The organism is Ramlibacter sp. MMS24-I3-19, from assembly GCF_050320135.1.
Taxonomy (GTDB): Bacteria; Pseudomonadota; Gammaproteobacteria; order Burkholderiales; family Burkholderiaceae_C; genus Ramlibacter.
This window is the reverse complement of sequence record NZ_CP190017.1, coordinates 3,866,557-3,888,613: the sequence shown is the minus strand read 5'-3', so window position 1 is coordinate 3,888,613 and position 22,057 is coordinate 3,866,557. Positions and strand designations below refer to the sequence as shown.

The following is a 22,057-nucleotide window of genomic DNA, read 5'->3' as shown; positions in this document are numbered from 1 at the left end:
GGATGTACGAACTGGGTGTCGTCTACCGCAACATCAAGCGCGCCGAGCGCAGCATCGCCGACGGGCTGGCGCAGTACGGGTCGGCCACCGTGCACGAGGCCATGGGCCGCGTGGGCCTGATGAAACCCTACATGCGGCCGATCTATGCCGGTGCCCAGGTGTCCGGCACGGCCGTCACGGTGCTGCTGCAGCCGGGGGACAACTGGATGCTGCACGTCGTGGCCGAGCAGATCCAGCCGGGCGACATCGTCGTCGCCGCGTGCACCTCGGAGAACACCGACGGCTTCTTCGGCGACCTGCTGGCCACGTCGTTCCAGGTCCGCGGCGCGCGCGCACTCGTCATCGACGCGGGCTGCCGCGACGTGCGCGTGCTCACCGAAATGGGCTTCCCGGTCTGGAGCCGGGCGATCAGCTCCAAGGGCACGGTCAAGGCCACCCTCGGCTCGGTGAACATCCCGGTGGTCTGCGCCGGTGCCCTGGTGCATCCCGGCGACGTCATCGTGGCCGACGACGACGGCGTGGTGTGCGTGCCGGCCGCGATGGCGCAGAAGACGCTGGAAGCGGCGGCTGCACGCGAAGCCAATGAGGGCGACAAGCGCGCCAAACTCGCCGCCGGCGTGCTGGGCCTCGACATGTACAAGATGCGCGAGCCGCTGGCCAAGGCCGGACTGCGCTACATCGACTGAGAACTTCATGACAGATCCGACCCTCTCCCGCCGCGAGGCGCTCGCGCTGCTGGCCGCCGCCTCCGCAGCGCCGCTGGGCGCACTGGCGCAGTCCAACTTTCCCGACAAGGCCGTGACCCTGGTTGTCGGCTACTCGGCCGGTGGCGCGGTCGACGCGGTGGCGCGCACGCTGGGCCAGGCCATGTCGGCCTCGCTGGGCCAGCCGTTCGTGATCGACAACAAGCCCGGCGCGGGCACCAACATCGCGGTGAAGTACGTCATCGATGCGAAGCCCGATGGCTACACGCTGCTGATGGCGGCCAACGCGCTGGCGGCCAACATGGCCCTCTACAAGCCGCAGCCGTTCGATGCCGAGAAGGAGCTGGTCGCGGTGTCGCTGGTGGGCCGCGTGCCGGTGGTGATCGCGGCGAACGCCTCGGCGCCCTACAACACCGTGCAGCAGCTGATCGCGGCCGCCAAGGCCAAGCCGAATTCGGTGGCCTTCGCGACGCCAGGTAACGGCTCGACGCCGCACATGGCCGCGGAACTGTTCGCGCGCGCGGCCGGCATCGACCTGCTGCACGTGCCTTACCGCGGCGGCGCGCAGGCCATCACCGACGTGATCGGCGGCCAGGTGCCGCTGCTGGCGATGAACGCGCTGGAGGTCAAGCCCCACGTCACGAGCGGCAAGCTCAAGGTGCTGGCGGTGCTGAGCCCGCAGCGCTCGCCGATCTTCCCCGACGTGCCCACGATCGCCGAGTCCGGCTTCAAGGGCTTCGAGGCCTCCGTCTGGTACGCGCTGATGGCGCCGGCGAAGACGCCGATGCCCGTCGTCGAGAAGCTGCATGCCGAGGTGCAGAAGGCCCTGGCCACGCCGCAGCTGCGCGAGCGCATGACGGCGGTCGGCGGCGAAGTGATCCCCGGCAGCCGCGACATGATGGTCGCCCTGCTGAAGTCGGAGCGCCAGCGCTACGAGAAGCTGGTGCGCGAAGCGAACATCAAACCGGATTGAGCACGCCATGAGCAAACCCACGAGCGGCGGATTCGAGAAGACGCCGGGCTGGCTGGACTGGTACGAGGGCCCGAGCAAGCCGCGCTTCAAGCTGCCGCCGGGCAGCGTCGACGCGCACTGCCACGTGTTCGACCCGGGCGCGCAGTTCCCCTACGCGCCCGAGCGCAAGTACACGCCGTGCGACGCCAGCTGGCAGCAGCTGTTCGCGTTGCGCGATCACCTGGGCTTCGACAAGAACGTGATCGTGCAGGCCACCTGCCATGGTGCCGACAACCGTGCCATGGTCGACGCGCTGCAACGCTCCAACGGCAAGGCCAAGGGCGTGGCGACCGTGAAGCGCAGCGTCACCGACCAGGAACTGCAGGCGATGCATGCGGCGGGCGTGCGCGGCGTGCGCTTCAACTTCGTCAAGCGGCTGGTGGACTTCACGCCCAAGGACGAACTGCTGGAGATCGCAGGCCGCATCGCTCCGCTGGGCTGGCACGTGGTGATCTACTTCGAGGCGGTCGACCTGCCCGAGCTGTGGGACTTCTTCACCAGCCTGCCCACGACGGTCGTGGTCGACCACATGGGCCGCCCCGACGTCAGCAAGCCGATCGACGGGCCCGAGTTCAGCCTGTTCCTGAAGTTCATGCGCGAGCATCCGAACGTGTGGAGCAAGGTGAGCTGCCCCGAGCGCCTGTCCGTGTCCGGACCGCCGGCGCTGGGCGGTGAGCAGAACGCCTACCGCGACGTGGTGCCGTTCGCGCGCAAGGTGGTCGAGAGCTTCCCCGACCGCGTGCTGTGGGGCACCGACTGGCCGCATCCGAACCTGAAGGGCCACATGCCCGACGACGGGCTGCTGGTGGATTTCATCCCGCACATCGCCACGACGCCCGAGCTGCAGCAGAAGCTGCTGGTCGACAACCCGACGCGCCTGTACTGGGGCAATTGACGCAGGACAAGGCCGGCGCGCGCCGTTGCGCTACGCTGGCCTGTCCCCAAGGAACGACCATGCCATTGGACAAGCCGTACAAGAACGTGCCCGGCACGACCATCTTCGATGCCGACCAGAGCCGCAAGGGCTACTGGCTGAACCAGTTCGCGATGTCGCTGATGAAGGCCGACAACCGCGAGCGGTTCAAGAAGAACGAGCGCGCCTACCTGGACGAATGGGCCATGAGCGAGGAGCAGAAGCAGGCCGTGCTGGCGCGCGACATGAACCGCATGATCGCGCTGGGCGGCAACATCTACTTCCTCGCCAAGATCGGCGCCACCGACGGCAAGAGCTTCCAGCAGATGGCCGGCTCGATGACGGGGATGACCGAAGAACAGTACCGCGACATGATGGTCGCCGGCGGCCGCGCTCCCACGTGGGGCCGCGAAGGGAAATGACCGACAGCCCCCACGCTCCTCACTTCGTGAACTCGCTGCCCCCCGAGGGGGCTTTTGCCTCCTAGAGGCGGCTCGTCGGAGACAAAACATGGCTCGCATCACCGCATCCGTCTACACCTCGCACGTGCCGGCCATCGGCGCCGCGATGGACCTGGGCAAGACGCAGGAGCCGTACTGGCAGAAGGTGTTCGGCGGTTATGAGTTCAGCCGCCAGTGGATGAAGGAGAACAGGCCCGACGTCGTGATCCTGGTCTTCAACGACCACGCGACCGCGTTCAGCCTGGACATGATCCCTACCTTCGCCATCGGCACGGCGGCGCACTACAAGGTCGCCGATGAAGGCTGGGGCCCGCGGCCCGTGCCCGACGTCGAGGGCCATCCCGAGCTGGCCGCGCACATCGCGCAATCGGTCATCCAGCAGGATTTCGATCTGACGCTGGTGAACAAGATGGACGTGGACCACGGCCTGACCGTGCCGCTGTCGCTGATGTGCGGCGACACGAAGCAGTGGCCGTTCCCGGTGATCCCGTTCGCGGTGAACGTGGTGCAGTACCCGGTGCCCAGCGGCATGCGCTGCTTCCGCCTGGGGCAGGCGCTGCGCAAGGCGGTCGAGACCTACGACGACGACCTCAAGGTGCAGATCTGGGGCACGGGCGGCATGAGCCACCAGCTGCAGGGACCGCGCGCCGGCCTGATCAACAAGGAGTGGGACAACCGCTTCCTGGATCGCCTGATCGACGACCCCGAGGGCCTCGCCAAGGTGCCGCACCTGGAGTACGTCGAGGAAGCGGGCAGCGAAGGCATCGAGCTGGTGATGTGGCTGATCGCGCGTGGCGCGATGGCCGATGTCGCGGGTGGCCGCAAGCCGACGCTGAAGCACCGCTTCTACCATGTGCCCGCGTCAAACACGGCGGTGGGGCACCTGATCCTGGAGAACTGAACGCGGGAGCGGGCTACCGGAACGCAAAAGACGCAAAAGGACGCGAAAGACGCAAAAGATCAGAAGACCTTTTGAAGGTTTTCTTTCGCGTCTTTTGCGCGCTTTTGCGTCTTTTGCGTTCCAGCAGTCCGCCTTCCGACGCCTCAGTAATCCAGCCACTCCAGCGGCGCCACCAGCCCGCTGCCTCGGATGCGCTCGATCGTCGACATCATCGCCTCGATGCTGTTGTCGAACGAGCCGTGCGTGGCCGGTTCGCGTTCGCCGGTTTTCGTGGTGCGCACGTCCGGTTCCTTCACCACGCGCAGCAGGCCGCCCGCGGCGCCCGGCCAGGCGGCCTGCCACTTCGCCACTTCGGGCAGCTGGCCCGCATCCCACTGGTCGCTGTCGTCGGCGTACTGCGGCAGCTGCATGCGTTCCATGCCCAGCAGCGGCTGCTTGCGCACGTCGTCCAGGGCGCGCGACACCAGGTACAGCAGCGACTTGCCATAGGCGGGCAGTGACGGCGTGGGCAGCCCGTCGGCCTTCTCGTTCTCGTCGCTCAGCACGTGCAGCCACAGGTTGGCCAGCTTCAGCACCTGCGCCTGGTCGGCGCCCACGTAGTGCCGGTTCGCGAACGCCGCCGAACATGCCGGGGCCAGCAGCGTGCCGGTCCTCACCTGGAGCGGCGCGGGCTGCGCGGCTGCCAGCGAGAGCAGGTGGCCGAGCAGGATGCTGCCGGCCGAATGGCCGACCACGTGCACTTCGAGCGCGCGGTGGGCCGCCTCCAGTTCGTCGCGCAGGCCGAGCAGGTGGCGCAGCAGCAGGTCGAGGCCATGGCCGTTCTGCGCGGCAGCCTCGGCGTTGCTGCGCATCTCGGTCCACAGGCCCTTGCCCAGCACGTGGGCGACCGCTTCCACCGCGCGGTCCTTGGCGTCGCCCAGTGCTTCCAGCACGTCCCTCGACCGCGCGGCCTCGTCGCCGATGATGCGGCGCGCCCAGTCCTGGACCATGTCGCTGATGGTCTCGGCCGGCCCGGTCTTCCACGTGAGGAACAGCGGATAGATGCCGTTGGCCTCGAAGCAGGGGCCGAGCACGCGATTGCGCTGGATGGCTTCCTCCTCGCTGTTCAGGCCACCGTGCGCATAGACCACCAGCTTGAGCGTGGTGCGCCCGCTGGCTTCGAGCCAGAGGCGCGGCGCGTCGCGCACGATCTGGCGTGCGAGGCCGTCCGCATCGGCGGGGTCGCGGGTGAAGTCGGTCTGTTCCAGGCGGCCCTCGTTGCCCGTGACCAGGCTGTGCTCGTAGGCCGCGGCGGTGCTCCAGGGCCGGTACTCGGCGTGCGTGAAGGGCCGGTCGATGGGCCAGGGATCGTCGGGCGGATTGCCGTCCTGCAGGCTGCGCCGGTCCAGGTCCGACATCGAACCGCTGCGGCCCAACCGCCATGGCGACGAAGCCAGAGGTCGCGGGGACCTGCCGCGGCCGTCGCGCACCAGGGCTGGCACGCCGAGGGCACAGGCCCACGCATCGGTGGCGTGCACGATCCAGTCGTCGTAGGGCAGCACCGCGAACCCGGAGGCGCCCCAGCTGGTGCCCCACGAGTTCTGGACCACGAAGCCACGCTCGTTGTAGCCCACGAGCGCGAACGCGTGGCCGCCCAGGCTGCCCTTCTTCGTCACCGGCGCGATGTCGGGCAGGTCGGCATGGCGCCGGGGCATCGACGATGTCCCCGCATGCCTGGTCAGCGCGTCCCAGCCATCGTGCGCACTGGCTGACACGTAGATCGCGCCGATGTCGAGGATCGCGGCCTGAAGGTCGACGATGGACGACCGGTCGATGCGGTAGTACACGCCCAGCGGCCGCGCGGCTGCATCGAGTTCCCAGCCGGCCTCTGGCCGCACGAACACGGCCTCGCCGTCACGCGCGAGCTTGTAGGGCCACACCGGCGCGCTGCACACGCCGTGCTTGTGCCAGCCCTTGAGCGCGCCGCGGCAGCTGGAGCCTTCGTAGTCGGTGCCGGGCCACTCGTCGTAGCGCCTGGCCAGTTCGTACAGCATGCGCGGGCTCACCGGCAGGAACGGCGTCTTCGTGCCCGCGGCCACGTGTCGCACCCAGAACAGGTAGTTGGCCACGCACGCGAGGCCGAAGCCGGTGCAGGCGCCTTGCCGCCCCTGGTCGAGCACCAGCCCCTGTGTCACGTAGCTCGGGATGAACTTGCCGATGTCGGCATCGCTGGGCCAGGTGGGAGGCAGCGATCGCAAGGGTGGGCGGTACGGCAGGTCGCGCAGGTCCAGGCGGTCGGGCCTGGCGTCGAAGATGCGCGGCTTGGGCTGGGCCATGGCGTCCTCCTTCAGGGGTGGGTTGGCCCGGCCATTGTTCGGTTGGGGTCAAGCCGTGTCACGCCGGCACCTGCCGAACCGTGCCGCCGCGCGGCGAAGCTATGCGGCGCCGTTCTAGCTGTTAGCCCGGGCTGCCCGTTCCCCTCGCAGCGGGGCGCCGCGCACAATCGCCGGATCCCAAGGAGCTCCGCATGACCCAACCCATCCGCATCGCCCTGGCCGGTCCCGGCGCGTTCGGCATCAAGCACCTCGATGCCCTGAAGCTGATCGACGGCGTCGAGATCGTCTCCATCATCGGCCGCGAACTGCCCAAGGCGCAGGAGGTCGCGACGAAGTACGGCGCGAAGCACGTCACCACCAACCTCGACGAAGCGCTCGCACGTCCCGACGTCGACGCGGTGATCCTGTGCACGCCGACGCAGATGCACGCCGCGCAGTCGATCTCGGCGCTGAAGGCCGGCAAGCACGTGCAGGTGGAGATCCCGCTGTGCGACAAACTCGCCGACGGCCGGGCCGTGGTCGAGACGCAGAAGGCCACCGGCAAGGTGGCGATGGTCGGCCACACGCGCCGCTTCAACCCGAGCCACCAGTTCGTGCACAAGAAGGTGCGGGCCGGCGAGTTCCACATCCAGCAGATGGACGTGCAGACCTACTTCTTCCGCCGCACCAACATGAATGCGCTGGGGCAGCCGCGCAGCTGGACCGACCACCTGCTGTGGCACCACGCCGCGCACACCGTGGACCTGTTCCAGTACCAGACCCGCAGCCGCGTGGTGAAGGCCAACGCGATCCAGGGACCGGTGCATCCCACGCTGGGCATCGCGATGGACATGAGCATCCAGCTGCAGGCCGAGAACGGCGCCATCTGCACGCTGTCGCTCTCGTTCAACAACGACGGCCCGCTGGGCACCTTCTTCCGCTACATCGGCGACACGGCGACGTACATCGCGCGCTACGACGACCTGTTCAACGGCAAGGACGAGAAGATCGACGTGTCGAAGGTCGACGTGTCCATGAACGGCATCGAGCTGCAGGACCGCGAGTTCATCGCCGCCATCCGCGAGGGGCGCGAGCCGAACGCAAGCGTGGCGAAGGTGCTGCCGTGCTACGAGGTTCTGGACCAGCTGGAGAAGCAGCTAGGGTGAGTTCCCGTAGACGCGGGCGGCGCCGGGTTTCATGCTGGACGCCACCATGAAGATCCTGATCGCACGCATGAACCACGAGACGAACACGTTCTCGCCGGTTCCCACGCCGCTCGCGTCCTTCGATCCGCAGTTCGGGGAGGCGGCCCGCCAGAGCCAGACCGGGATGCGAACGGCGATGTCGGCGTTCCTGGACGCTGCCCGGCGTCGCGGCGCCACCGTTGTCACGCCGCTGTCGGCCATGGCCAACCCGAGCGGACCCGTGCACAGGGCGGCATACGAGCGGATGTGCGATGCCATCGTCGACGCCGCGCCGGGCTGCGACGCCATCCTGCTCGACCTGCATGGCGCCATGGTGGCCGAGCACCAGGCCGACGGCGAGGGCGAGTTGCTGGTCCGCGTGCGCGCAGCGGCACCCGGCGTTCCCGTCGGGGTCGCGCTCGACCTGCACGGCAACGTGACCGGCCGGATGGTGGAGAACGCCGACGTGATGGTGGGCTTCAAGACCTACCCGCACATCGACATGTACGAGACCGGTGAGCACGTGGCGCGGCTGCTGCTGCAGATGGCCGATGGGCAGGCGCGTTTTGCCGTGCAGTGGAAGCGCGTGCCCCTGCTGTGCCATACCTTGCGCAGCACCACCCTCGCCGGAACCATGCAGCACGCGGTGGAGAGCGCCAGGCAAGCCGAGGCCGATGGCATCCCCGCGGCCACCGTCTTCGCGGGATTTCCCCTCGCCGACATCGAAGCGCCGTGCATGAGCGTCGTGGTGACCGGGCATGCGGATGCCGCAGGGATCGACCGCGCGAAGACCGTCGCCGACCGCATCGCGCAGGAGATCTGGGCCCATCGGGAAGGCTTCATCTACCACGCCGAACCGCTGGCCCGTTCGCTCGAGCGCGCACGGGGGATCTCGGCGAGTGCCGACAAGCCGGTGCTGCTGCTGGACCACGGCGACAACTGCATGTCCGGGGGACGTGTGACACCACGGACGTCCTCGACGCCGCCTTGGTGGCCGGGCTGCGGGACGTGGCCGCCGGTCCCATCGCGGACCCGGAATCCGTGGCGGCCATGTTCGCCGCGGGGGTCGGCAAGACCATCGAACTGCAACTCGGGAACAAGGTGTCGCTGTCCCGGCTGGGGCTGGAGAAGACGCCGCTTCGCGTGCGCGGGATCGTGCGCGCCCTCTCCGACGGCTCGTACACGGTCACCGGCCCCATCTACACGGGCGCGCGCTGCTCGATGGGCCGCACGGCGGTGCTCGACACCGGCGACGCGCGCATCGTCGTGTCCGAGCTGCCGCACGAGCCGTGGGACCTGGGCATCTTCACCTGTGTCGATGTCGACGTGTCAGCGCACCGGTTCATCCTGCTCAAGTCGCGGATGTACTGCCGGCCCGTGTTCGAGCCCCTGTCGGCGGCCCTCGTCGAATGCGACAGTGCCGGGGTCACCAGTTCCGACTACAGCCTGTTCCCCTACGAGCGATTGCAGCGGCCGGTTTATCCGCTGGACGGAGTCTGATCCCATGCACAACCGAACCATCGGCCCCTTCGAAGTCACCGCCATCGGCCTGGGCTGCATGAACCTCAGCCACGCCTACGGCACGCCGCCGTCGCCCGAGCAGGGCGAGCGGCTGCTGCTGGCCGCGCTCGACGCCGGTGTCACGCTGTTCGATACCGCGGCCCTCTATGGCTTCGGCGCCAACGAGACGCTGGTCGGCCGCGTGCTCAAGCCGCACCGCCGGCGTTTCACGCTGGCCAGCAAGGGCGGCATGGCCGGCGTGCCCGGCGAGGATGGCGTGCTGCGTCGCGTGATCGACGGCCGTCCGGAGGCGATCCGGCGCAATTGCGAGGACAGCCTGCGGCGGCTGCAGACCGACGTGATCGACCTGTACTACCTGCACCGCTGGGACAAGAGGGTGCCGATCGAGGAGAGCGTCGGCGCCATGAGCCGGCTGGTGGAGCAGGGCAAGGTGCGCGCGCTCGGGCTGTCCGAAGTGTCCGCCGCCACGCTGCGCAAGGCCCACGCGGTGCATCCGATCGCGGCGGTGCAGACCGAGTACTCGCTCTGGACTCGCAATCCCGAGATCGCGGTGCTCGACGCCTGCCGCGAGCTGGGGGCGGCCTTCGTCGCCTTCAGCCCGATGGCCCGGGCCTTCCTGTGCGATGCGCTGCACGACGTGTCGACGCTCGAGGCGAAGGACATCCGCCGCACCATGCCGCGCTTCGATCCGCAGCACTACGCGCGCAACCTGCAACTGCTGCCCGGGTACAAGGCGCTGGCCGCGGAGGCCGGCTGCACGCCCGCGCAACTGGCGCTTGCCTGGCTCTTGCAGAAGGCGCCGCACATCGTGCCGATCCCGGGCACGACCAACGTGGCGCACCTGCACGAGGACCTCGCTGCCGCGGACGTGCGTCTCGATGCAGGACTGTTCGCGCGCCTCGAAGCCCACATCAACCAGCAGACGGTGAGCGGCCATCGCTACGGCGCGCAGGCGCGCAGCGAGGTGGACACGGAGGAGTTCGCGGCGCCCGCGTGACGCACGTGTGGCGCGGCCGTGCCGGGACCGGGCGCGCCGGACGGCATCCGTTCCTACAGGTCGGGCAGGGACCTTCCCCTACCGTCTAGCCGCTGCGGTGTCGCCGCCAGACTGGAACCTTGATGCCCAAGACCCCGAAGGCGCCGCCGGCGCCGCGCGCCGCCGCCAAGTCCGCGGCCCGCAACACCGACAGCGGCCCGAGCCGCGTCAGCCGCGCAGGCCAGAGCGACCTGCCTGCGGAGAAGGCCGCGCAGACACAGGACCTCGCGGCCGGCATGTCTTCCAACCCGAACAAGGCTGCCGAGCACGGCTTCGACAACGGACTGCAACCGCCCGAGGGCGCCACCGCGCAAGCGGCCTCGCGCCTGCCCCTGGCCAGCACGCTGTCGGAGCAGAACACCTCCGACAAGGTGGGCACCGTCGCACCCGAGGGACGCAACGCCACCATCGCCCCGCTGGACCGGGTGCGGGTGGATTCCTCGGGCCAGCGGCTGACCACCAACCAGGGCGTGCCCATCGCCGACAACCAGAACTCGCTGAAGTCGGGCACCCGCGGGCCGGTGCTGCTGGAAGACTTCATCCTGCGCGAGAAGATCACGCACTTCGACCACGAGCGCATCCCCGAGCGCATCGTGCACGCCCGTGGCTCGGCCGCGCACGGTTTCTTCGAGTGCTACGAGCCGCTGACCGACATCACGCGGGCCGCGCCGTTTCGCGAGCGCGGCAAGCGCACCCCCGTCTTCGTGCGCTTCTCGACCGTGGCCGGCGAGCGCGGCTCCAAGGACACGGCGCGCGACGTGCGCGGCTTCGCCGTCAAGTTCTACAGCGACGAGGGCAACTGGGACCTGGTGGGCAACAACATGCCGGTGTTCTTCATCCAGGACGCGATGAAGTTTCCCGACCTCGTGCACGCGGTCAAGCCCGAGCCGCACCACCAGATGCCGCAGGCCGCCAGCGCGCACGACACCTTCTGGGACTTCGTGTCGCTGATGCCCGAATCGACGCACATGCTGATGTGGGTGATGAGCGACCGCGCCATCCCGCGCAGCTTCGCCACGATGCAGGGCTTCGGCGTGCACACCTACCGCATGGTCAACGAGGCGGGCGAGTCGGTGTTCGTGAAGTTCCACTGGAACCCGGTCGCCGGCACGCACTCGCTGGTGTGGGACGAGGCGGTGAAGATCTCCGGCGCCGATCCGGACTACCACCGCCGCGACCTGTGGGAGCGCATCGAATCGGGCGCCTACCCGGAGTACGAGCTGGCGCTGCAGGTCTTCACCGAGGAGCAGGCGGAGCAGTTCAGCTTCGACATCCTCGATGCGACGAAGATCGTGCCGGAGGAGCTGGTGCCGCTGCGCCCGGTGGGCCGCATGGTCCTGGACCGCAATCCCGACAACTTCTTCGCCGAGACCGAGCAGGTCGCCTTCTGCACGGCACACGTGATCCCCGGCATCGACTTCTCCAACGACCCGCTGCTGGCCGGACGCATCCACTCGTACGTCGACACGCAGATCAGCCGGCTGGGCGGTCCGAACTTCCACGAGATTCCGATCAACGCGCCGATCGCGCAGGTGCACAACAACCAGCGCGACGGCTTCCACAGGCAGGCGATCGCGCGCGGACGTGTGTCGTACGAGCCGAACTCGCTCGCTGGCGGCTGCCCGTTCCAGGCCGGTGCGCAGGGCTTCGTGTCGGTGCCGGCGCGGCTGCGCGCGGAGGAGGAGCAGGGCAAGGTGCGCGCCAAGCCGGAGAAGTTCGCCGACCACTACACGCAGGCGCGGCTGTTCTTCGAGAGCCAGACGCCGGTGGAGCAGGACCACATCGCCAACGCGTTCCGCTTCGAGCTGTCGAAGGTGACGGTGCCCGCGATCCGCGAGCGCATGGTGGCTTCCCTGCGCAACGCCTCCGAGCCGCTGGCCCGCAAAGTCGCGAAGGGCCTGGGGATGGAGCTGCCCGAGCCATTGCCGCTCGCAATGCCGAATCCCGCGGAGCCCGAGGTGCGCAAGTCGCTGGCGCTGTCGCTGCTCGCACGCCCCGGCGACGGCTCGATCCGTGGCCGCAAGGTGGCGCTGCTGGTGGCCGGCGGCGTCGAGGCCACGTCGCTGCTGCGCGTGCAGGACATGCTGGTCGAGCAGGGCGCGGTGGCGCGGCTGGTGGGGCCGCGCATCGGGGCGTTCGAAACGGCGGCGGGCGAGTCCATCGAGGCCGATGCGTCGATGGAGAACGAGCCGGGGTTCCTCTTCGACGCGCTCGTGCTGCCGGACGGCGACGAAGCGGTGGCGGCGCTCGGCCAGGACGGCCACACCGTCGAGTTCATCCGGGACCAGTTCCGCCACTGCAAGCCGATCCTCGCCCTGGGTTCTTCGCAATTGCTGCTGATGCGCGCCGGGCTGCCGGCGGCGATGGACAAGAGCCAGGAGCAGGGTGTCACCGGCCTGCTGCTGGCCGACGCCGCGAATGCCGCCGCCGGGGCGACGGCGTTCATCGGCGCGCTGGCCATGCACCGCCACTTTGGCCGCGAGACCGACCCGCCGCTGCTCTGACCTGGAGAAACCCGATGCCGATGTTCGACATGGATGCCTGCGAACTGCTCGACGCCGACCATCTGGCGGTCAAGCACCTGTTCGTCGAGTACGCACGACTGGCGACCGCGATGCCGCAGGAGAGTGCTGGCGATCGCCAGCAGATCGCGATGCGCATCTGCGAGGCGCTGACCGTGCATGCGCAGATCGAGGAGGAGATCTTCTACCCGGCGCTGCGCGAAGCCGTCCCCGAGGCCGCCGACCTGCTGGACGAGGCCGAGGAGGAACACCAGCAGGCCAAGGACCTCATCGCCCGGATCCAGGCGAGCGGGTCCGCCGGTCCGGAGATGGACGAGCTCGTCGCCGAACTGGCGCGCGAGATCGAGCACCACGTCAAGGAAGAACGCGACGAGCTGTTCCCGAAGGCGCGAGCCGGCATGCCCGGCCAGCTGGGCCCGCTGGCCGAACAGCTGCGCGAGCGGCAGCAGGCCTTGATGGCTGCGGCGGCCTGAGCGGCGATGTCACGCCGCGCCGCGCGATGCTCAGTGCTTCTCGACCTCGCCGGCCGGGCCGACCAGCAGCCGGTCGGTCATCGCGATGGCCATCGCGGACAGCAGGAAGGTGATGTGGATCACCGTCTGCGCGACCAGCACCTTGTCCGAGTAGTTGGCCGCGTTGATGAAGGTCTTCAGCAGGTGGATCGAGCTGATGCCGATGATGGCCGTGGCCAGCTTCACCTTCAGCACCGAGGCGTTCACGTGGCTCAGCCACTCGGGCTGGTCGGGATGGCCTTCCAGGTTCATGCGGCTGACGAAGGTCTCGTACCCGCCGACGATCACCATGATCAGCAGGTTGGAGATCATCACCACGTCGATCAGCGCCAGCACGACCAGCATGATCATGGTCTCGTTGAGCGCGCTGACCTCGGCGCTGGGCCGGTAGCCGATGCTGGTGACCAGCTGCTGCAATGCGGTCTGGCTGCCAGCGGCCGCCTCGACCAGGTGCCACAGCTCCAGCAGGAAGTGCACGACGTACACGCCTTGCGCGACGATGAGGCCGAGGTACAGCGGCAGCTGCAGCCAGCGGCTGGCGAAGATCAGGGAGGGCAGGGGGCCCAGCGAGGGACCGCGGCCTTGCGGGAGATGAGGGTCTTGCATGCGTGCTTGTCGAAGGGCGGATGAGTTCTTTTGATTGCGCGGCGATTGTAGTTTTCCCCCGAGTGGCGAGCCGGAATCGCGCCGGCTTAGTAAGCTCCCAGCCAGTCAGTGGCCTGTAAGTGCCTGATTCGACAGTACCGCCGCGAGAAGCCAACCCGGAGACACCCATGAGCGCCATCGAGTCCGTCCTGGTCGAGAACCGCGTGTTCCCGCCGTCCGAGTCCGCCGTCAAGGGCGCCCGCATCTCCGGCATGCCGGCCTACCAGGCGATGTGCAGGGACGCTGCGCGCGACTTCGAGGGGTTCTGGGCCAGGCTCGCGCGCGAGAACATCAGCTGGACCAGGCCGTTCACGCGCACGCTGGACGAGTCGAAGGCGCCGTTCTACCGCTGGTTCGACGACGGCGAGCTCAACGCTTCGGCCAACTGCCTCGACAGGCACATGGGCACGCCGGTCGAGAACAGGACGGCCATCGTGTTCGAGGCCGACGACGGCGCGGTGTCCACAGTCACCTACAGGCAGCTGCTGGACCGCGTCGGCCAGTTCGCCAACGCGCTGAAGGCGCAGGGCATCGGCAAGGGCGATCGCGTGATCATCTACATGCCGATGACGGTGGAAGGCGTCGTCGCCATGCAGGCCTGCGCACGCATCGGCGCCACGCACAGCGTGGTGTTCGGCGGCTTCTCGGCCAAGGCGCTCAACGAACGCATCATCGATGCGGGCGCGGTGGCCGTCATCACGGCCAACTACCAGATGCGGGGCGGCAAGGAGATGCCGCTCAAGGCGATCGTCGACGAAGCCATCGACATGGGCGGGTGCACCACGCTGAAGTCGGTGCTGGTGTTCATGCGCACGCCGACGGCCTGCAACATGGTCGCGGGCCGCGACCGGACGTTCGACGACGTGCTGAAGGGGCAGGGCAGCGAGTGCGCGCCGGTGCCGGTGAATGCCGAGCATCCGCTGTTCATCCTCTATACCTCGGGCTCGACGGGCAAGCCCAAGGGCGTGCAGCACTCCACCGGCGGCTACCTGCTGTGGGCCAAGCTCACCATGGACTGGACCTTCGACCTGCGGCCGGGGGACGTGTTCTGGTGCACGGCCGACATCGGCTGGATCACGGGCCACACCTACGTCGCCTACGGTCCGCTGGCCGCGGGTGCGACGCAGGTGATCTTCGAGGGTGTCCCGACGTTCCCGCACGCGGGGCGCTTCTGGCAGATGATCCAGAAGCACAAGGTCTCGCTGTTCTACACGGCGCCGACGGCGATCCGCTCGCTGATCAAGGCCTCGGAGACCGACGACAAGGTGCATCCGAAGAACTGGGACCTGTCGTCGCTGCGCATCCTTGGCAGCGTGGGCGAGCCGATCAATCCGGAAGCGTGGATGTGGTACTACAAGAACGTCGGGGGCGAACGCTGCCCCGTGGTGGACACGTTCTGGCAGACCGAGACCGGCGGGCACGTCATCACGCCGCTGCCCGGCGCGACGCCGCTGGTGCCGGGCTCGTGCACGCTGCCGCTGCCGGGCATCATGGCGGCCATCGTCGACGAGACCGGCAAGGACATCCCGAACGGCTCGGGCGGCATGCTGGTGATCAAGAGGCCGTGGCCGTCGATGATCCGCACCATCTGGAACGATCCGGAGCGGTTCAGGAAAAGCTACTTCCCGGAAGAGATGGGGGGCAAGACGTACCTCGCGGGCGACGGCGCGGTGCGCGACGCGAAGACGGGCTACTTCCGCATCACGGGCCGCATCGACGACGTGCTCAACGTGTCGGGCCACCGGCTCGGGACGATGGAGATCGAATCCGCGCTCGTGGCCAAGACCGACCTCGTGGCCGAGGCCGCGGTGGTGGGTCGCCCCGATGACCTGACCGGCGAGGCGGTGTGCGCGTTTGTCGTGCTCAAGCGCCAGCGCCCCACGGGCGAGGAGGCCAGGCAGATCGCCAACGACTTGCGCAACTGGGTGGCCAAGGAGATCGGGCCCATCGCCAAGCCCAAGGACATCCGCTTCGGCGAGAACCTGCCCAAGACCCGCAGCGGCAAGATCATGCGGCGCCTGCTGCGCAGCATCGCCAAGGGCGAGGCGATCACGCAGGACACGAGCACGCTGGAGAACCCGGCGATCCTGGAGCAGCTGGCGGAGAAGCTCTGACCCGCGACTCCGTCATTCCCGCGGAGGCGGGAATCCAAGGCGTCCGTCTGCTGTTCACGGTACGTAGCGCGTTGCGCTGGATCCCCGCCTTCGCGGGGATGACCTGAAGCGCCAGACAAAAAAGCCCGCTTGCGCGGGCTTTTCTTCTCTGGCTGGGTCAGGTCACTTCAGCGTCAGCACCCAGGCGGCCAGCTTCTTGGCTTCGGCCTCGTTGACCTGCGTGTTGGCGGGCATGGGGACCGGGCCCCAGACGCCCGAGCCGCCCTTCTGGATCTTGGCGGCGAGCTTGTCGACGGCGCCGGGCTGGCCGGCGTACTTGGCGGCCACGTCCTTGTACGCGGGGCCGACGAGCTTCTTGTCGATGGCATGGCAGGCCATGCAGTTCTTGGCCGTGGCCAGCGCCTGGTCGGCCAGTGCCGGGCCAGTGGCCAGCAGCGCGATGGCAGTGGCGAACAGGACACGTTTCATGGGGTGATCCTCTGTGGTTGGGGTACAGTCCTTGAACGTGATTGTAGTGAGCCCGGTTGACGTGACCGTCACCGTTCGGTAAAGCCGCCGGGCCCGAAGAGGAGTTGGGGAATGCTGTTCCTGGGCCTGGGAATCCTGCTGCTGGCCATGAAATACCTCGAGTTCGGCGTCGTTGCCGACTGGTCGTGGTGGGCGGTCCTGTCTCCCTTCGCCCTGGCGGTCGCCTGGTGGTCCTGGGCCGACTGGTCCGGTTACACCAAGCGCAAGGCCGTCCAGCGCGAGAACGAGCGCAAGCAGGCTCGCATCGACCGCAGCCGCGAGGCCATGGGCGTCCTCAAGCGCAAGCGCTGAGCCTGGCGCTCGCGTCGACGATCAATCCAGCCTGACCTGCTTGCGCCGCAGCGGCGCGATCGCAGGTCCTTCGATCACGCTGCCGTCCGGCCGGAACCGGCTGCCGTGGCACGGACAGTCCCAGCTGGTCTGCACGCTGTTCCAGCGCACCTTGCAGCCCATGTGCGTGCACACGGGCGACACGGCGAACAGCTCGCCGTTGGCGGCGCGGTAGGCCGCAAACGTCTCCCCTTCGGCTTCCAGGATCGCGCTGTCGCCCGCTTCGAGGCTGGACAGGTGCTCGTGCTGCCCGCGCGTGAGCCAGTCCTGCACCAGCGTCGTCGCGGACGTCACGTTCTCTTCCACGAGCGTCTTGCCCCCCTTGATGGGCGTGAAGCGCCCCGGTGAGCAGCGCTCGGCGAACGCGTCCTTCTGCCCGGCCAGTTGCGCCGCGATCGCCCGCGCGGCGAGGGTGCCCCACGTCAGGCCATCGGTCGAGAAGCCGGTGGCGATGAAGCAGCCCGTATGGTCGCGGCCGATGTAGGGCAGGCCGTCGTGCGAGCGATAGTTCTGGGCCGACCAGCGATGCACCGCCGCCCCCGGCTGCAGCACCTGGGTCGCGAGTGTCTCGACCGCCATCAGCGAAGCCTTGGCGTTGTGCAGTCCGACCTTCTGCTCGGGCCCGGCGGCGATCACGTACCGCTTGCCGTCATGGCCCAGCATGCGGATCGACAGGCCTTCCTCGCCCTGCCACCAGAAGATGCCGGGCCCGGGATCGCTGGCGCCCGCCTCGAAGGCGACGACGTACTCGCGATGCACCGGCATCTCCGCGTGCACCAGGTGCACGCCCTTGGGCGAATGGGTGGCGAGGACGATCTCGCCCGCCTTCACGCTGCCCGAGGCGGTCATGGCCGTGCGGTTCTTCGTGTCGAGCTCCAGCACGCGCGAGTGCTCGTGGATCGAGGCACCGGCCTTCGCCGCGCGCCGCGCCAGGTCGGCGACGTAGGCCTGCGGATGGAACTGCGCCTGGTCTTCCAGCACCATCACCGGCCCGCGCGGCATCGGCAGGCCCGCCGGCACGCTGTCGGCCTGGCGCACCAGGCAGCCGGCCTTCGCGAGCGCCTGCCGCTCCTGCTCCACGCCATCGTTGTCGGCGAGCTCGCGCGCGTAGAGCACGAGCGGGCAGCGCGTGAACGCGGCCGCGGTGTTCTGCCGGCACTGCAGCTCGACGAACTCCATCGCGGCCTTGCGCTGCGCCACGACTTCGCGCGCAACCTGCTCGTCCCAGCGCGACGCGATGTCCGAGATGCCCTGGCTGGTCGTGACGTAGAGGTTGCCGGTGGAATGGCCCGTGGTTCCGCTGCCGATCTCGCCCGCTTCGAGCAGCACGACCTTGCGTCCCTGCTCGGCCAGCAGCAGCGCGAGCGTCACGCCGGTGATGCCACCGCCGACGACCAGCACGTCGCACTGCAGCTCCTCCTGCAGCATGGCAAAGCCGGGCGTCGACGCGGTCGCGCGCCACACGGAAGTGGTGTCCATGGCGTCTCCTGAACGTGGGATCGGACGATCCTAGGAGGCGCCATGCGGTCGACCCTGTAGGAGGGCATCCATGCGCTGCGAGCCGTGGACGGATGCCTGCTCGGCCGTCGTGGAACCCGTGTCATCCCGGCCTTGAGCCGGCATCCAGCGACGGCGCGTGGCCGACCGCCGGGCTGGCTTGCGGGTCAAGCCCGCAATGACACCGGAAGATCAGTACAGGTCCAGCACCGCACCCTTGCTCGCGCTGCTCGCATTGAACGCGAACTTCGCCTGCACGCCACGTGTGTAGCGCGGCGCTGGTGCCTTCCATGCGGCGCGGCGCCTGGCCAGCTCGGCGTCGGGCACGTTCAGCTGCAGCAGCAGCTTGTGCGCGTCGATGGTGATCGTGTCGCCCTCGTGCACCAGCGCGATGTTGCCGCCAGCGGCTGCTTCGGGCGCGACGTGGCCCACCACCATGCCCCAGGTGCCGCCGGAGAAGCGGCCGTCGGTGATCAGGCCCACGCTCTCGCCGAGCCCTGCGCCGATCAGCGCGCCGGTGGGCGCCAGCATCTCGGGCATGCCGGGGCCGCCCTTGGGGCCCAGGTAGCGCAGCACCATCACGTCGCCGGCCTTGATCTTGCCGTCAAGGATCGCCTGCAGCGCCGATTGCTCGTCGTCGAACACGCGCGCCGGCCCGGTGATCACCGGGTTCTTCAGGCCGGTGATCTTGGCCACCGAGCCTTCGGGCGACAGGTTGCCCTTGAGGATCGCGAGGTGGCCCTGCTTGTACATCGGGTCGCTGATGGGCCGGATCACCTCCTGGCCCTCCGGCGGCTGGCTCGGCACGTCCTTCAGCACCTCGGCGATCGTCTTGCCGCTGATGGTGAGGCAGTCGCCGTGCAGCAGGCCGGCGTCGAGCAGCAGCTTCATCACCTGCGGGATGCCGCCGGCCTCGTGCAGGTCGACCGCGAGGTACTTGCCCGAGGGCTTGAGGTCGCAGATCACCGGCGTGCGCTGGCGGATGCGCTCGAAGTCGTCGATCGTCCACTCCACGCCCGCGGCATGTGCGATGGCCAGGAAGTGCAGCACGGCGTTGGTCGAGCCGCCGGTGGCCATGATCACCGCCACCGCGTTCTCCAGCGCCTTCTTCGTCACGATGTCGCGCGGCTTGATGTCCTTGCGGATCGCCTCCATCAGCACCTTGGCCGACTCCTTGGCGGAGTTCTGCTTCTCGTCGTGCGGGTTGGCCATCGTCGACGAGTAGGGCAGCGACAGGCCCAGCGCCTCGAACGCCGAGCTCATGGTGTTGGCGGTGTACATGCCGCCGCACGAGCCGGTGCCCGGAATGGCGTGCTGCTCGATGTCCTTCAGTTCCTGGTCGCTGATCTTGCCCGCCGCGTTCTGGCCCACGGCTTCGAACACGCTGACGATGTTCAGGTCCTGGCCCTTCCACTTGCCCGGCAGGATGGTGCCGCCGTAGACGTAGATCGCGGGCACGTTGGCGCGCAGCATGCCCATCATCCCGCCCGGCATGTTCTTGTCGCAGCCGCCGACCACGACGACGCCGTCCATCCACTGGCCCTGCACGCAGGTCTCGATGCAGTCGGCGATCACCTCGCGGCTGACCAGCGAGTACTTCATGCCTTCGGTGCCCATCGCCATGCCGTCGCTGATCGTGGGCGTGCCGAAGATCTGCGGGTTGCCGCCGGCTTCCTCGATGCCCTTGACGGCCGCGTCGGCCAGCTTCTGCAGGCCGCTGTTGCACGGCGTGATGGTGCTGTGCCCGTTGGCCACGCCGACCATCGGCTTGCCGAAGTCCGTCTCCTTGTAGCCCATGCCGTAGTACATGGAGCGGTTGGGCGCGCGGGACTTGCCCTGGGTGATGTTGTCGCTGCGCAGGTGCAGGTGGATCTTCTGCTCGGCCATGGTGTGTGCTCCGGGAGGCGAAATCGCGAAAAGGGCGCCAGTATGCGCCGCGGCGGTGATTGCTTCCAATCCATTTTCTGGCGCCGATTAATATGCCAGGCATATGAGCACACCGTGGATCGAGTTGCGCCTGTGGCGCCAGTTCGTCGCCGTCGCCGAGACGCTGCACTTCGGCCGCGCGGCGCAGCGGCTGCACATGACGCAGCCGCCGCTGACGCAGGCCATCGCGCAGCTCGAGCGGCTGCTGCAGGTGCGCCTGTTCGACCGCACCAAGCGCAGCGTGCAGCTCACCGAAGCCGGCGAGGCGCTGCTGCCGCAGGCGCACGAACTGCTGGCCCGGGCGCAGGCGCTGCCAGCGCAAGCGCGCGCGGCCGCGCAGGGCGAAGCGGGGCGGCTGCGCCTCGCCTTCGTCTCTACCGTCGGCTTCACGCTCCTGCCCACCTGGGTGCGCGCGTTCCGGGCCGCCCATCCCCGCGTGCAGCTCGACCTGCTGGAAGCCACCGGCGACGTCCAGTTGCCCGGCCTGGAACGCGGCGACCTCGATGCCGGCTTCCTGCTGCATTCGCCGGGCTTCGTGCCGCCCGGCCTGCAGCACCTGCGCGTCACGCGCGAGCCGCTGGTGCTGGCGATCCCCGAGCAGCATCCGCTGGCCACCGCGCGCACGTTGCCGCTGGCGCGCGTGCTGGCCGAGCCGCTGGTGATGTTCCCGCGCCGCATCCTGCCGTCGCTGCACGACGCGGTGTTCGGCATGTACCACGCGGCGGGCCGCGAGCCGCTGGTGGCCCAGGAGGCGATCCAGATGCAGACCATCGTCAACCTGGTCTCGGCCGGGCTGGGCATCGCCTGGGTGCCGCAGAGCGTGCGCGAGTTCCAGCGGCAGGGCGTGGTCTACCGCGCGCCGCCCGGTGCCCGCACGCGCCTGCCGCAATGCGAGACCACGCTGGTGTGGCGTACCGAAGGCTCGGGCGCGCTGGCGCGCTTTGTCGAGTTCGCCCGCGCCCGCGCAGGCGCAGCATGAGCCTTGGGCACAATCGCTCCATGGTGCTTCACTTCCCGCAGATCGACCCGATCGCGTTCCGCCTCGGACCGCTGGCCGTGCATTGGTACGGACTCACGTACCTGGCCGCGTTCGCGATCTTCCTGTTCCTCGCCAATCGCCGCCTGCGGCACGAGCCGTACGCCTCCATCCAGGGCCCCGGCGCCTGGAGCCGCCGCGACATCGACGACATGCTGTTCCTCGGCGTGCTCGGCGTCATCGTCGGCGGCCGCCTCGGCTACTGCCTGTTCTACAAGCCGGCGTACTACGCCGCCAATCCGCTCGAGCTTTTCGCGGTGTGGAAGGGCGGCATGAGCTTCCACGGCGGCATGCTGGGCGTCATCGCCTCGCAGTGGTGGTACGCGCATTCGCGCGGCAAGCCGTTCTGGCAGGTGATGGATTTCGTCGCGCCCTGCGTGCCGCTCGGGCTGGCCGCCGGCCGCGTGGGCAACTTCATCAATGGCGAGCTGTGGGGTCGGCTGGCCGACCCGTCGCTGCCCTGGGCGATGGTGTTCCCGCAGGCGGGGCCTCAGCCGCGGCATCCGTCGCAGGTCTACCAGTTCCTGATGGAGGGCGTGCTGCTCTTCGTCCTGCTGTGGCTCTATGCGCGGCGGCAGCGGCGCGAGGCGCAGGTGTCGGCCCTGTTCCTCGTCGGCTACGGCGCGTTTCGCTTCATCGCCGAGTTCTTCCGCGAGCCCGACTCGTACCTCGAATGGCTGCAGCAGCAGACCGGCCTGAGCATGGGCCAGTGGCTGTGCGTGCCGATGATCCTGGTCGGCATCGGCTTGTGGCTGTGGGCCGAGCGCCGCGCCCAGCCGGTGCGCCGCGCCGACGCGGTGTAGCGCCGTCGCGCGCGGCGGCGATTCCACGCCGCCGTGCCGCGTGTCACGCGCGCTCGGCATCGATCCAACGCGACAGGACGGGGCCTGGCCGCCCATCGCAAGCCGCCTCGGGGCTTAC

18 protein-coding genes and 1 pseudogene are annotated in these 22,057 nt (G+C 68.8%); 14 read left to right on the top strand and 5 right to left on the bottom strand.

What is annotated here, in order from left to right; all coding sequences use genetic code 11:
• Nucleotides 1–2: 2 nt before the first annotated feature.
• From ligK to ACPWT1_RS19225, 5 genes are all read left to right on the top strand, one after another.
• Nucleotides 3–686, top strand: a complete 684-nt coding sequence (ligK, locus tag ACPWT1_RS19245; protein WP_427912736.1) for a 4-carboxy-4-hydroxy-2-oxoadipate aldolase/oxaloacetate decarboxylase — start codon at nt 3–5, stop codon at nt 684–686.
• A gap of 7 nt (nt 687–693) precedes the next feature.
• Nucleotides 694–1,677, top strand: coding sequence for a tripartite tricarboxylate transporter substrate binding protein (locus ACPWT1_RS19240; protein ID WP_427912735.1), 984 nt, complete (start codon nt 694–696; stop codon nt 1,675–1,677).
• Nucleotides 1,678–1,684: 7 nt separating this feature from the next.
• The gene (locus ACPWT1_RS19235; RefSeq protein WP_427912734.1) at nt 1,685–2,611 is read left to right on the top strand and encodes an amidohydrolase family protein; all 927 of its coding nucleotides are present in this window, start codon (nt 1,685–1,687) and stop codon (nt 2,609–2,611) included.
• Nucleotides 2,612–2,670: 59 nt separating this feature from the next.
• Nucleotides 2,671–3,051, top strand: coding sequence for a protocatechuate 4,5-dioxygenase subunit alpha (ligA, locus tag ACPWT1_RS19230; protein WP_427912733.1), 381 nt, complete (start codon nt 2,671–2,673; stop codon nt 3,049–3,051).
• 88 nt (nt 3,052–3,139) lie between these two features.
• Nucleotides 3,140–3,991, top strand: a complete 852-nt coding sequence (locus tag ACPWT1_RS19225; protein ID WP_427912732.1) for a class III extradiol dioxygenase subunit beta — start codon at nt 3,140–3,142, stop codon at nt 3,989–3,991.
• A 143-nt stretch (nt 3,992–4,134) separates the two neighbouring features.
• Here the strand turns inward: ACPWT1_RS19225 and ACPWT1_RS19220 are convergent, their stop codons facing one another.
• Nucleotides 4,135–6,306 carry a C1 family peptidase gene (locus ACPWT1_RS19220; protein ID WP_427912731.1) on the bottom strand — a complete coding sequence of 724 codons (2,172 nt, stop codon included), beginning with the start codon at nt 6,304–6,306 and terminating at the stop codon, nt 4,135–4,137.
• A 191-nt stretch (nt 6,307–6,497) separates the two neighbouring features.
• Between ACPWT1_RS19220 and ACPWT1_RS19215 the strand changes: the two genes are divergently transcribed.
• The 5 genes and pseudogenes from ACPWT1_RS19215 (at nt 6,498) to ACPWT1_RS19195 (ending at nt 13,021) form a co-directional block, all read left to right on the top strand.
• Nucleotides 6,498–7,451 (top strand): Gfo/Idh/MocA family oxidoreductase, encoded by a 954-nt coding sequence (locus ACPWT1_RS19215; protein ID WP_427912730.1) that lies wholly within the window; start codon nt 6,498–6,500, stop codon nt 7,449–7,451.
• A 46-nt stretch (nt 7,452–7,497) separates the two neighbouring features.
• Nucleotides 7,498–8,969 (top strand): annotated as a pseudogene (locus tag ACPWT1_RS19210) (M81 family metallopeptidase).
• A gap of 4 nt (nt 8,970–8,973) precedes the next feature.
• Nucleotides 8,974–9,987 carry an aldo/keto reductase gene (locus ACPWT1_RS19205; protein ID WP_427912729.1) on the top strand — a complete coding sequence of 338 codons (1,014 nt, stop codon included), beginning with the start codon at nt 8,974–8,976 and terminating at the stop codon, nt 9,985–9,987.
• Nucleotides 9,988–10,109: 122 nt separating this feature from the next.
• Nucleotides 10,110–12,530 (top strand): catalase, encoded by a 2,421-nt coding sequence (locus ACPWT1_RS19200; RefSeq protein ID WP_427912728.1) that lies wholly within the window; start codon nt 10,110–10,112, stop codon nt 12,528–12,530.
• A 14-nt stretch (nt 12,531–12,544) separates the two neighbouring features.
• On the top strand, nt 12,545–13,021 hold the full coding sequence (locus tag ACPWT1_RS19195; RefSeq protein ID WP_427912727.1) for a hemerythrin domain-containing protein: 477 nt from the start codon (nt 12,545–12,547) through the stop codon (nt 13,019–13,021).
• Nucleotides 13,022–13,051: 30 nt separating this feature from the next.
• Here ACPWT1_RS19195 and ACPWT1_RS19190 read toward each other — a convergent pair whose 3' ends face one another.
• The gene (locus ACPWT1_RS19190) at nt 13,052–13,666 is read right to left on the bottom strand and encodes a YqhA family protein (RefSeq protein ID WP_427912726.1); all 615 of its coding nucleotides are present in this window, start codon (nt 13,664–13,666) and stop codon (nt 13,052–13,054) included.
• Between the two features lie 167 nt (nt 13,667–13,833).
• On the opposite strand from ACPWT1_RS19190, the gene acs reads away from it, so the two are divergent.
• Nucleotides 13,834–15,819: an acetate--CoA ligase gene (gene acs, locus ACPWT1_RS19185; RefSeq protein ID WP_427912725.1), complete on the top strand. Its 1,986-nt coding sequence runs from the start codon at nt 13,834–13,836 to the stop codon at nt 15,817–15,819.
• A gap of 162 nt (nt 15,820–15,981) precedes the next feature.
• Here acs and ACPWT1_RS19180 read toward each other — a convergent pair whose 3' ends face one another.
• Nucleotides 15,982–16,287: a c-type cytochrome gene (locus ACPWT1_RS19180; RefSeq protein ID WP_427912724.1), complete on the bottom strand. Its 306-nt coding sequence runs from the start codon at nt 16,285–16,287 to the stop codon at nt 15,982–15,984.
• 111 nt (nt 16,288–16,398) lie between these two features.
• Here ACPWT1_RS19180 and ACPWT1_RS19175 point away from each other — a divergent pair, with 111 nt between their 5' ends.
• Nucleotides 16,399–16,638, top strand: coding sequence for a TIGR04438 family Trp-rich protein (locus tag ACPWT1_RS19175; RefSeq protein WP_427912723.1), 240 nt, complete (start codon nt 16,399–16,401; stop codon nt 16,636–16,638).
• A 21-nt stretch (nt 16,639–16,659) separates the two neighbouring features.
• On the opposite strand, the gene ACPWT1_RS19170 is transcribed toward ACPWT1_RS19175, so the two are convergent.
• Nucleotides 16,660–18,156: an FAD-dependent oxidoreductase gene (locus ACPWT1_RS19170; protein ID WP_427912722.1), complete on the bottom strand. Its 1,497-nt coding sequence runs from the start codon at nt 18,154–18,156 to the stop codon at nt 16,660–16,662.
• A gap of 210 nt (nt 18,157–18,366) precedes the next feature.
• On the bottom strand, nt 18,367–20,061 hold the full coding sequence (gene ilvD / locus ACPWT1_RS19165) for a dihydroxy-acid dehydratase (RefSeq protein ID WP_427912721.1): 1,695 nt from the start codon (nt 20,059–20,061) through the stop codon (nt 18,367–18,369).
• 103 nt (nt 20,062–20,164) lie between these two features.
• On the opposite strand from ilvD, the gene ACPWT1_RS19160 reads away from it, so the two are divergent.
• Together ACPWT1_RS19160 and lgt are read left to right on the top strand one after the other, a co-directional pair.
• Nucleotides 20,165–21,079: a LysR family transcriptional regulator gene (locus ACPWT1_RS19160; protein WP_427912720.1), complete on the top strand. Its 915-nt coding sequence runs from the start codon at nt 20,165–20,167 to the stop codon at nt 21,077–21,079.
• Between the two features lie 20 nt (nt 21,080–21,099).
• Entirely contained in the window at nt 21,100–21,939 is an 840-nt protein-coding gene (gene lgt / locus ACPWT1_RS19155) for a prolipoprotein diacylglyceryl transferase (protein ID WP_427912719.1), read from the top strand.
• The last annotated feature ends 118 nt before the right edge of the window (nt 21,940–22,057 follow it).

Coding starts and splice junctions, on each gene's coding strand:
- ligK (WP_427912736.1), top strand. CDS start 3: ATGTACGAACTGGGTGTCGTCTACCGCAACATCAAGCGCGCCGAGCGC.
- ACPWT1_RS19240 (WP_427912735.1), top strand. CDS start 694: ATGACAGATCCGACCCTCTCCCGCCGCGAGGCGCTCGCGCTGCTGGCC.
- ACPWT1_RS19235 (WP_427912734.1), top strand. CDS start 1,685: ATGAGCAAACCCACGAGCGGCGGATTCGAGAAGACGCCGGGCTGGCTG.
- ligA (WP_427912733.1), top strand. CDS start 2,671: ATGCCATTGGACAAGCCGTACAAGAACGTGCCCGGCACGACCATCTTC.
- ACPWT1_RS19225 (WP_427912732.1), top strand. CDS start 3,140: ATGGCTCGCATCACCGCATCCGTCTACACCTCGCACGTGCCGGCCATC.
- ACPWT1_RS19220 (WP_427912731.1), bottom strand. CDS start 6,306: ATGGCCCAGCCCAAGCCGCGCATCTTCGACGCCAGGCCCGACCGCCTG.
- ACPWT1_RS19215 (WP_427912730.1), top strand. CDS start 6,498: ATGACCCAACCCATCCGCATCGCCCTGGCCGGTCCCGGCGCGTTCGGC.
- ACPWT1_RS19205 (WP_427912729.1), top strand. CDS start 8,974: ATGCACAACCGAACCATCGGCCCCTTCGAAGTCACCGCCATCGGCCTG.
- ACPWT1_RS19200 (WP_427912728.1), top strand. CDS start 10,110: ATGCCCAAGACCCCGAAGGCGCCGCCGGCGCCGCGCGCCGCCGCCAAG.
- ACPWT1_RS19195 (WP_427912727.1), top strand. CDS start 12,545: ATGCCGATGTTCGACATGGATGCCTGCGAACTGCTCGACGCCGACCAT.
- ACPWT1_RS19190 (WP_427912726.1), bottom strand. CDS start 13,666: ATGCAAGACCCTCATCTCCCGCAAGGCCGCGGTCCCTCGCTGGGCCCC.
- acs (WP_427912725.1), top strand. CDS start 13,834: ATGAGCGCCATCGAGTCCGTCCTGGTCGAGAACCGCGTGTTCCCGCCG.
- ACPWT1_RS19180 (WP_427912724.1), bottom strand. CDS start 16,287: ATGAAACGTGTCCTGTTCGCCACTGCCATCGCGCTGCTGGCCACTGGC.
- ACPWT1_RS19175 (WP_427912723.1), top strand. CDS start 16,399: ATGCTGTTCCTGGGCCTGGGAATCCTGCTGCTGGCCATGAAATACCTC.
- ACPWT1_RS19170 (WP_427912722.1), bottom strand. CDS start 18,156: ATGGACACCACTTCCGTGTGGCGCGCGACCGCGTCGACGCCCGGCTTT.
- ilvD (WP_427912721.1), bottom strand. CDS start 20,061: ATGGCCGAGCAGAAGATCCACCTGCACCTGCGCAGCGACAACATCACC.
- ACPWT1_RS19160 (WP_427912720.1), top strand. CDS start 20,165: ATGAGCACACCGTGGATCGAGTTGCGCCTGTGGCGCCAGTTCGTCGCC.
- lgt (WP_427912719.1), top strand. CDS start 21,100: ATGGTGCTTCACTTCCCGCAGATCGACCCGATCGCGTTCCGCCTCGGA.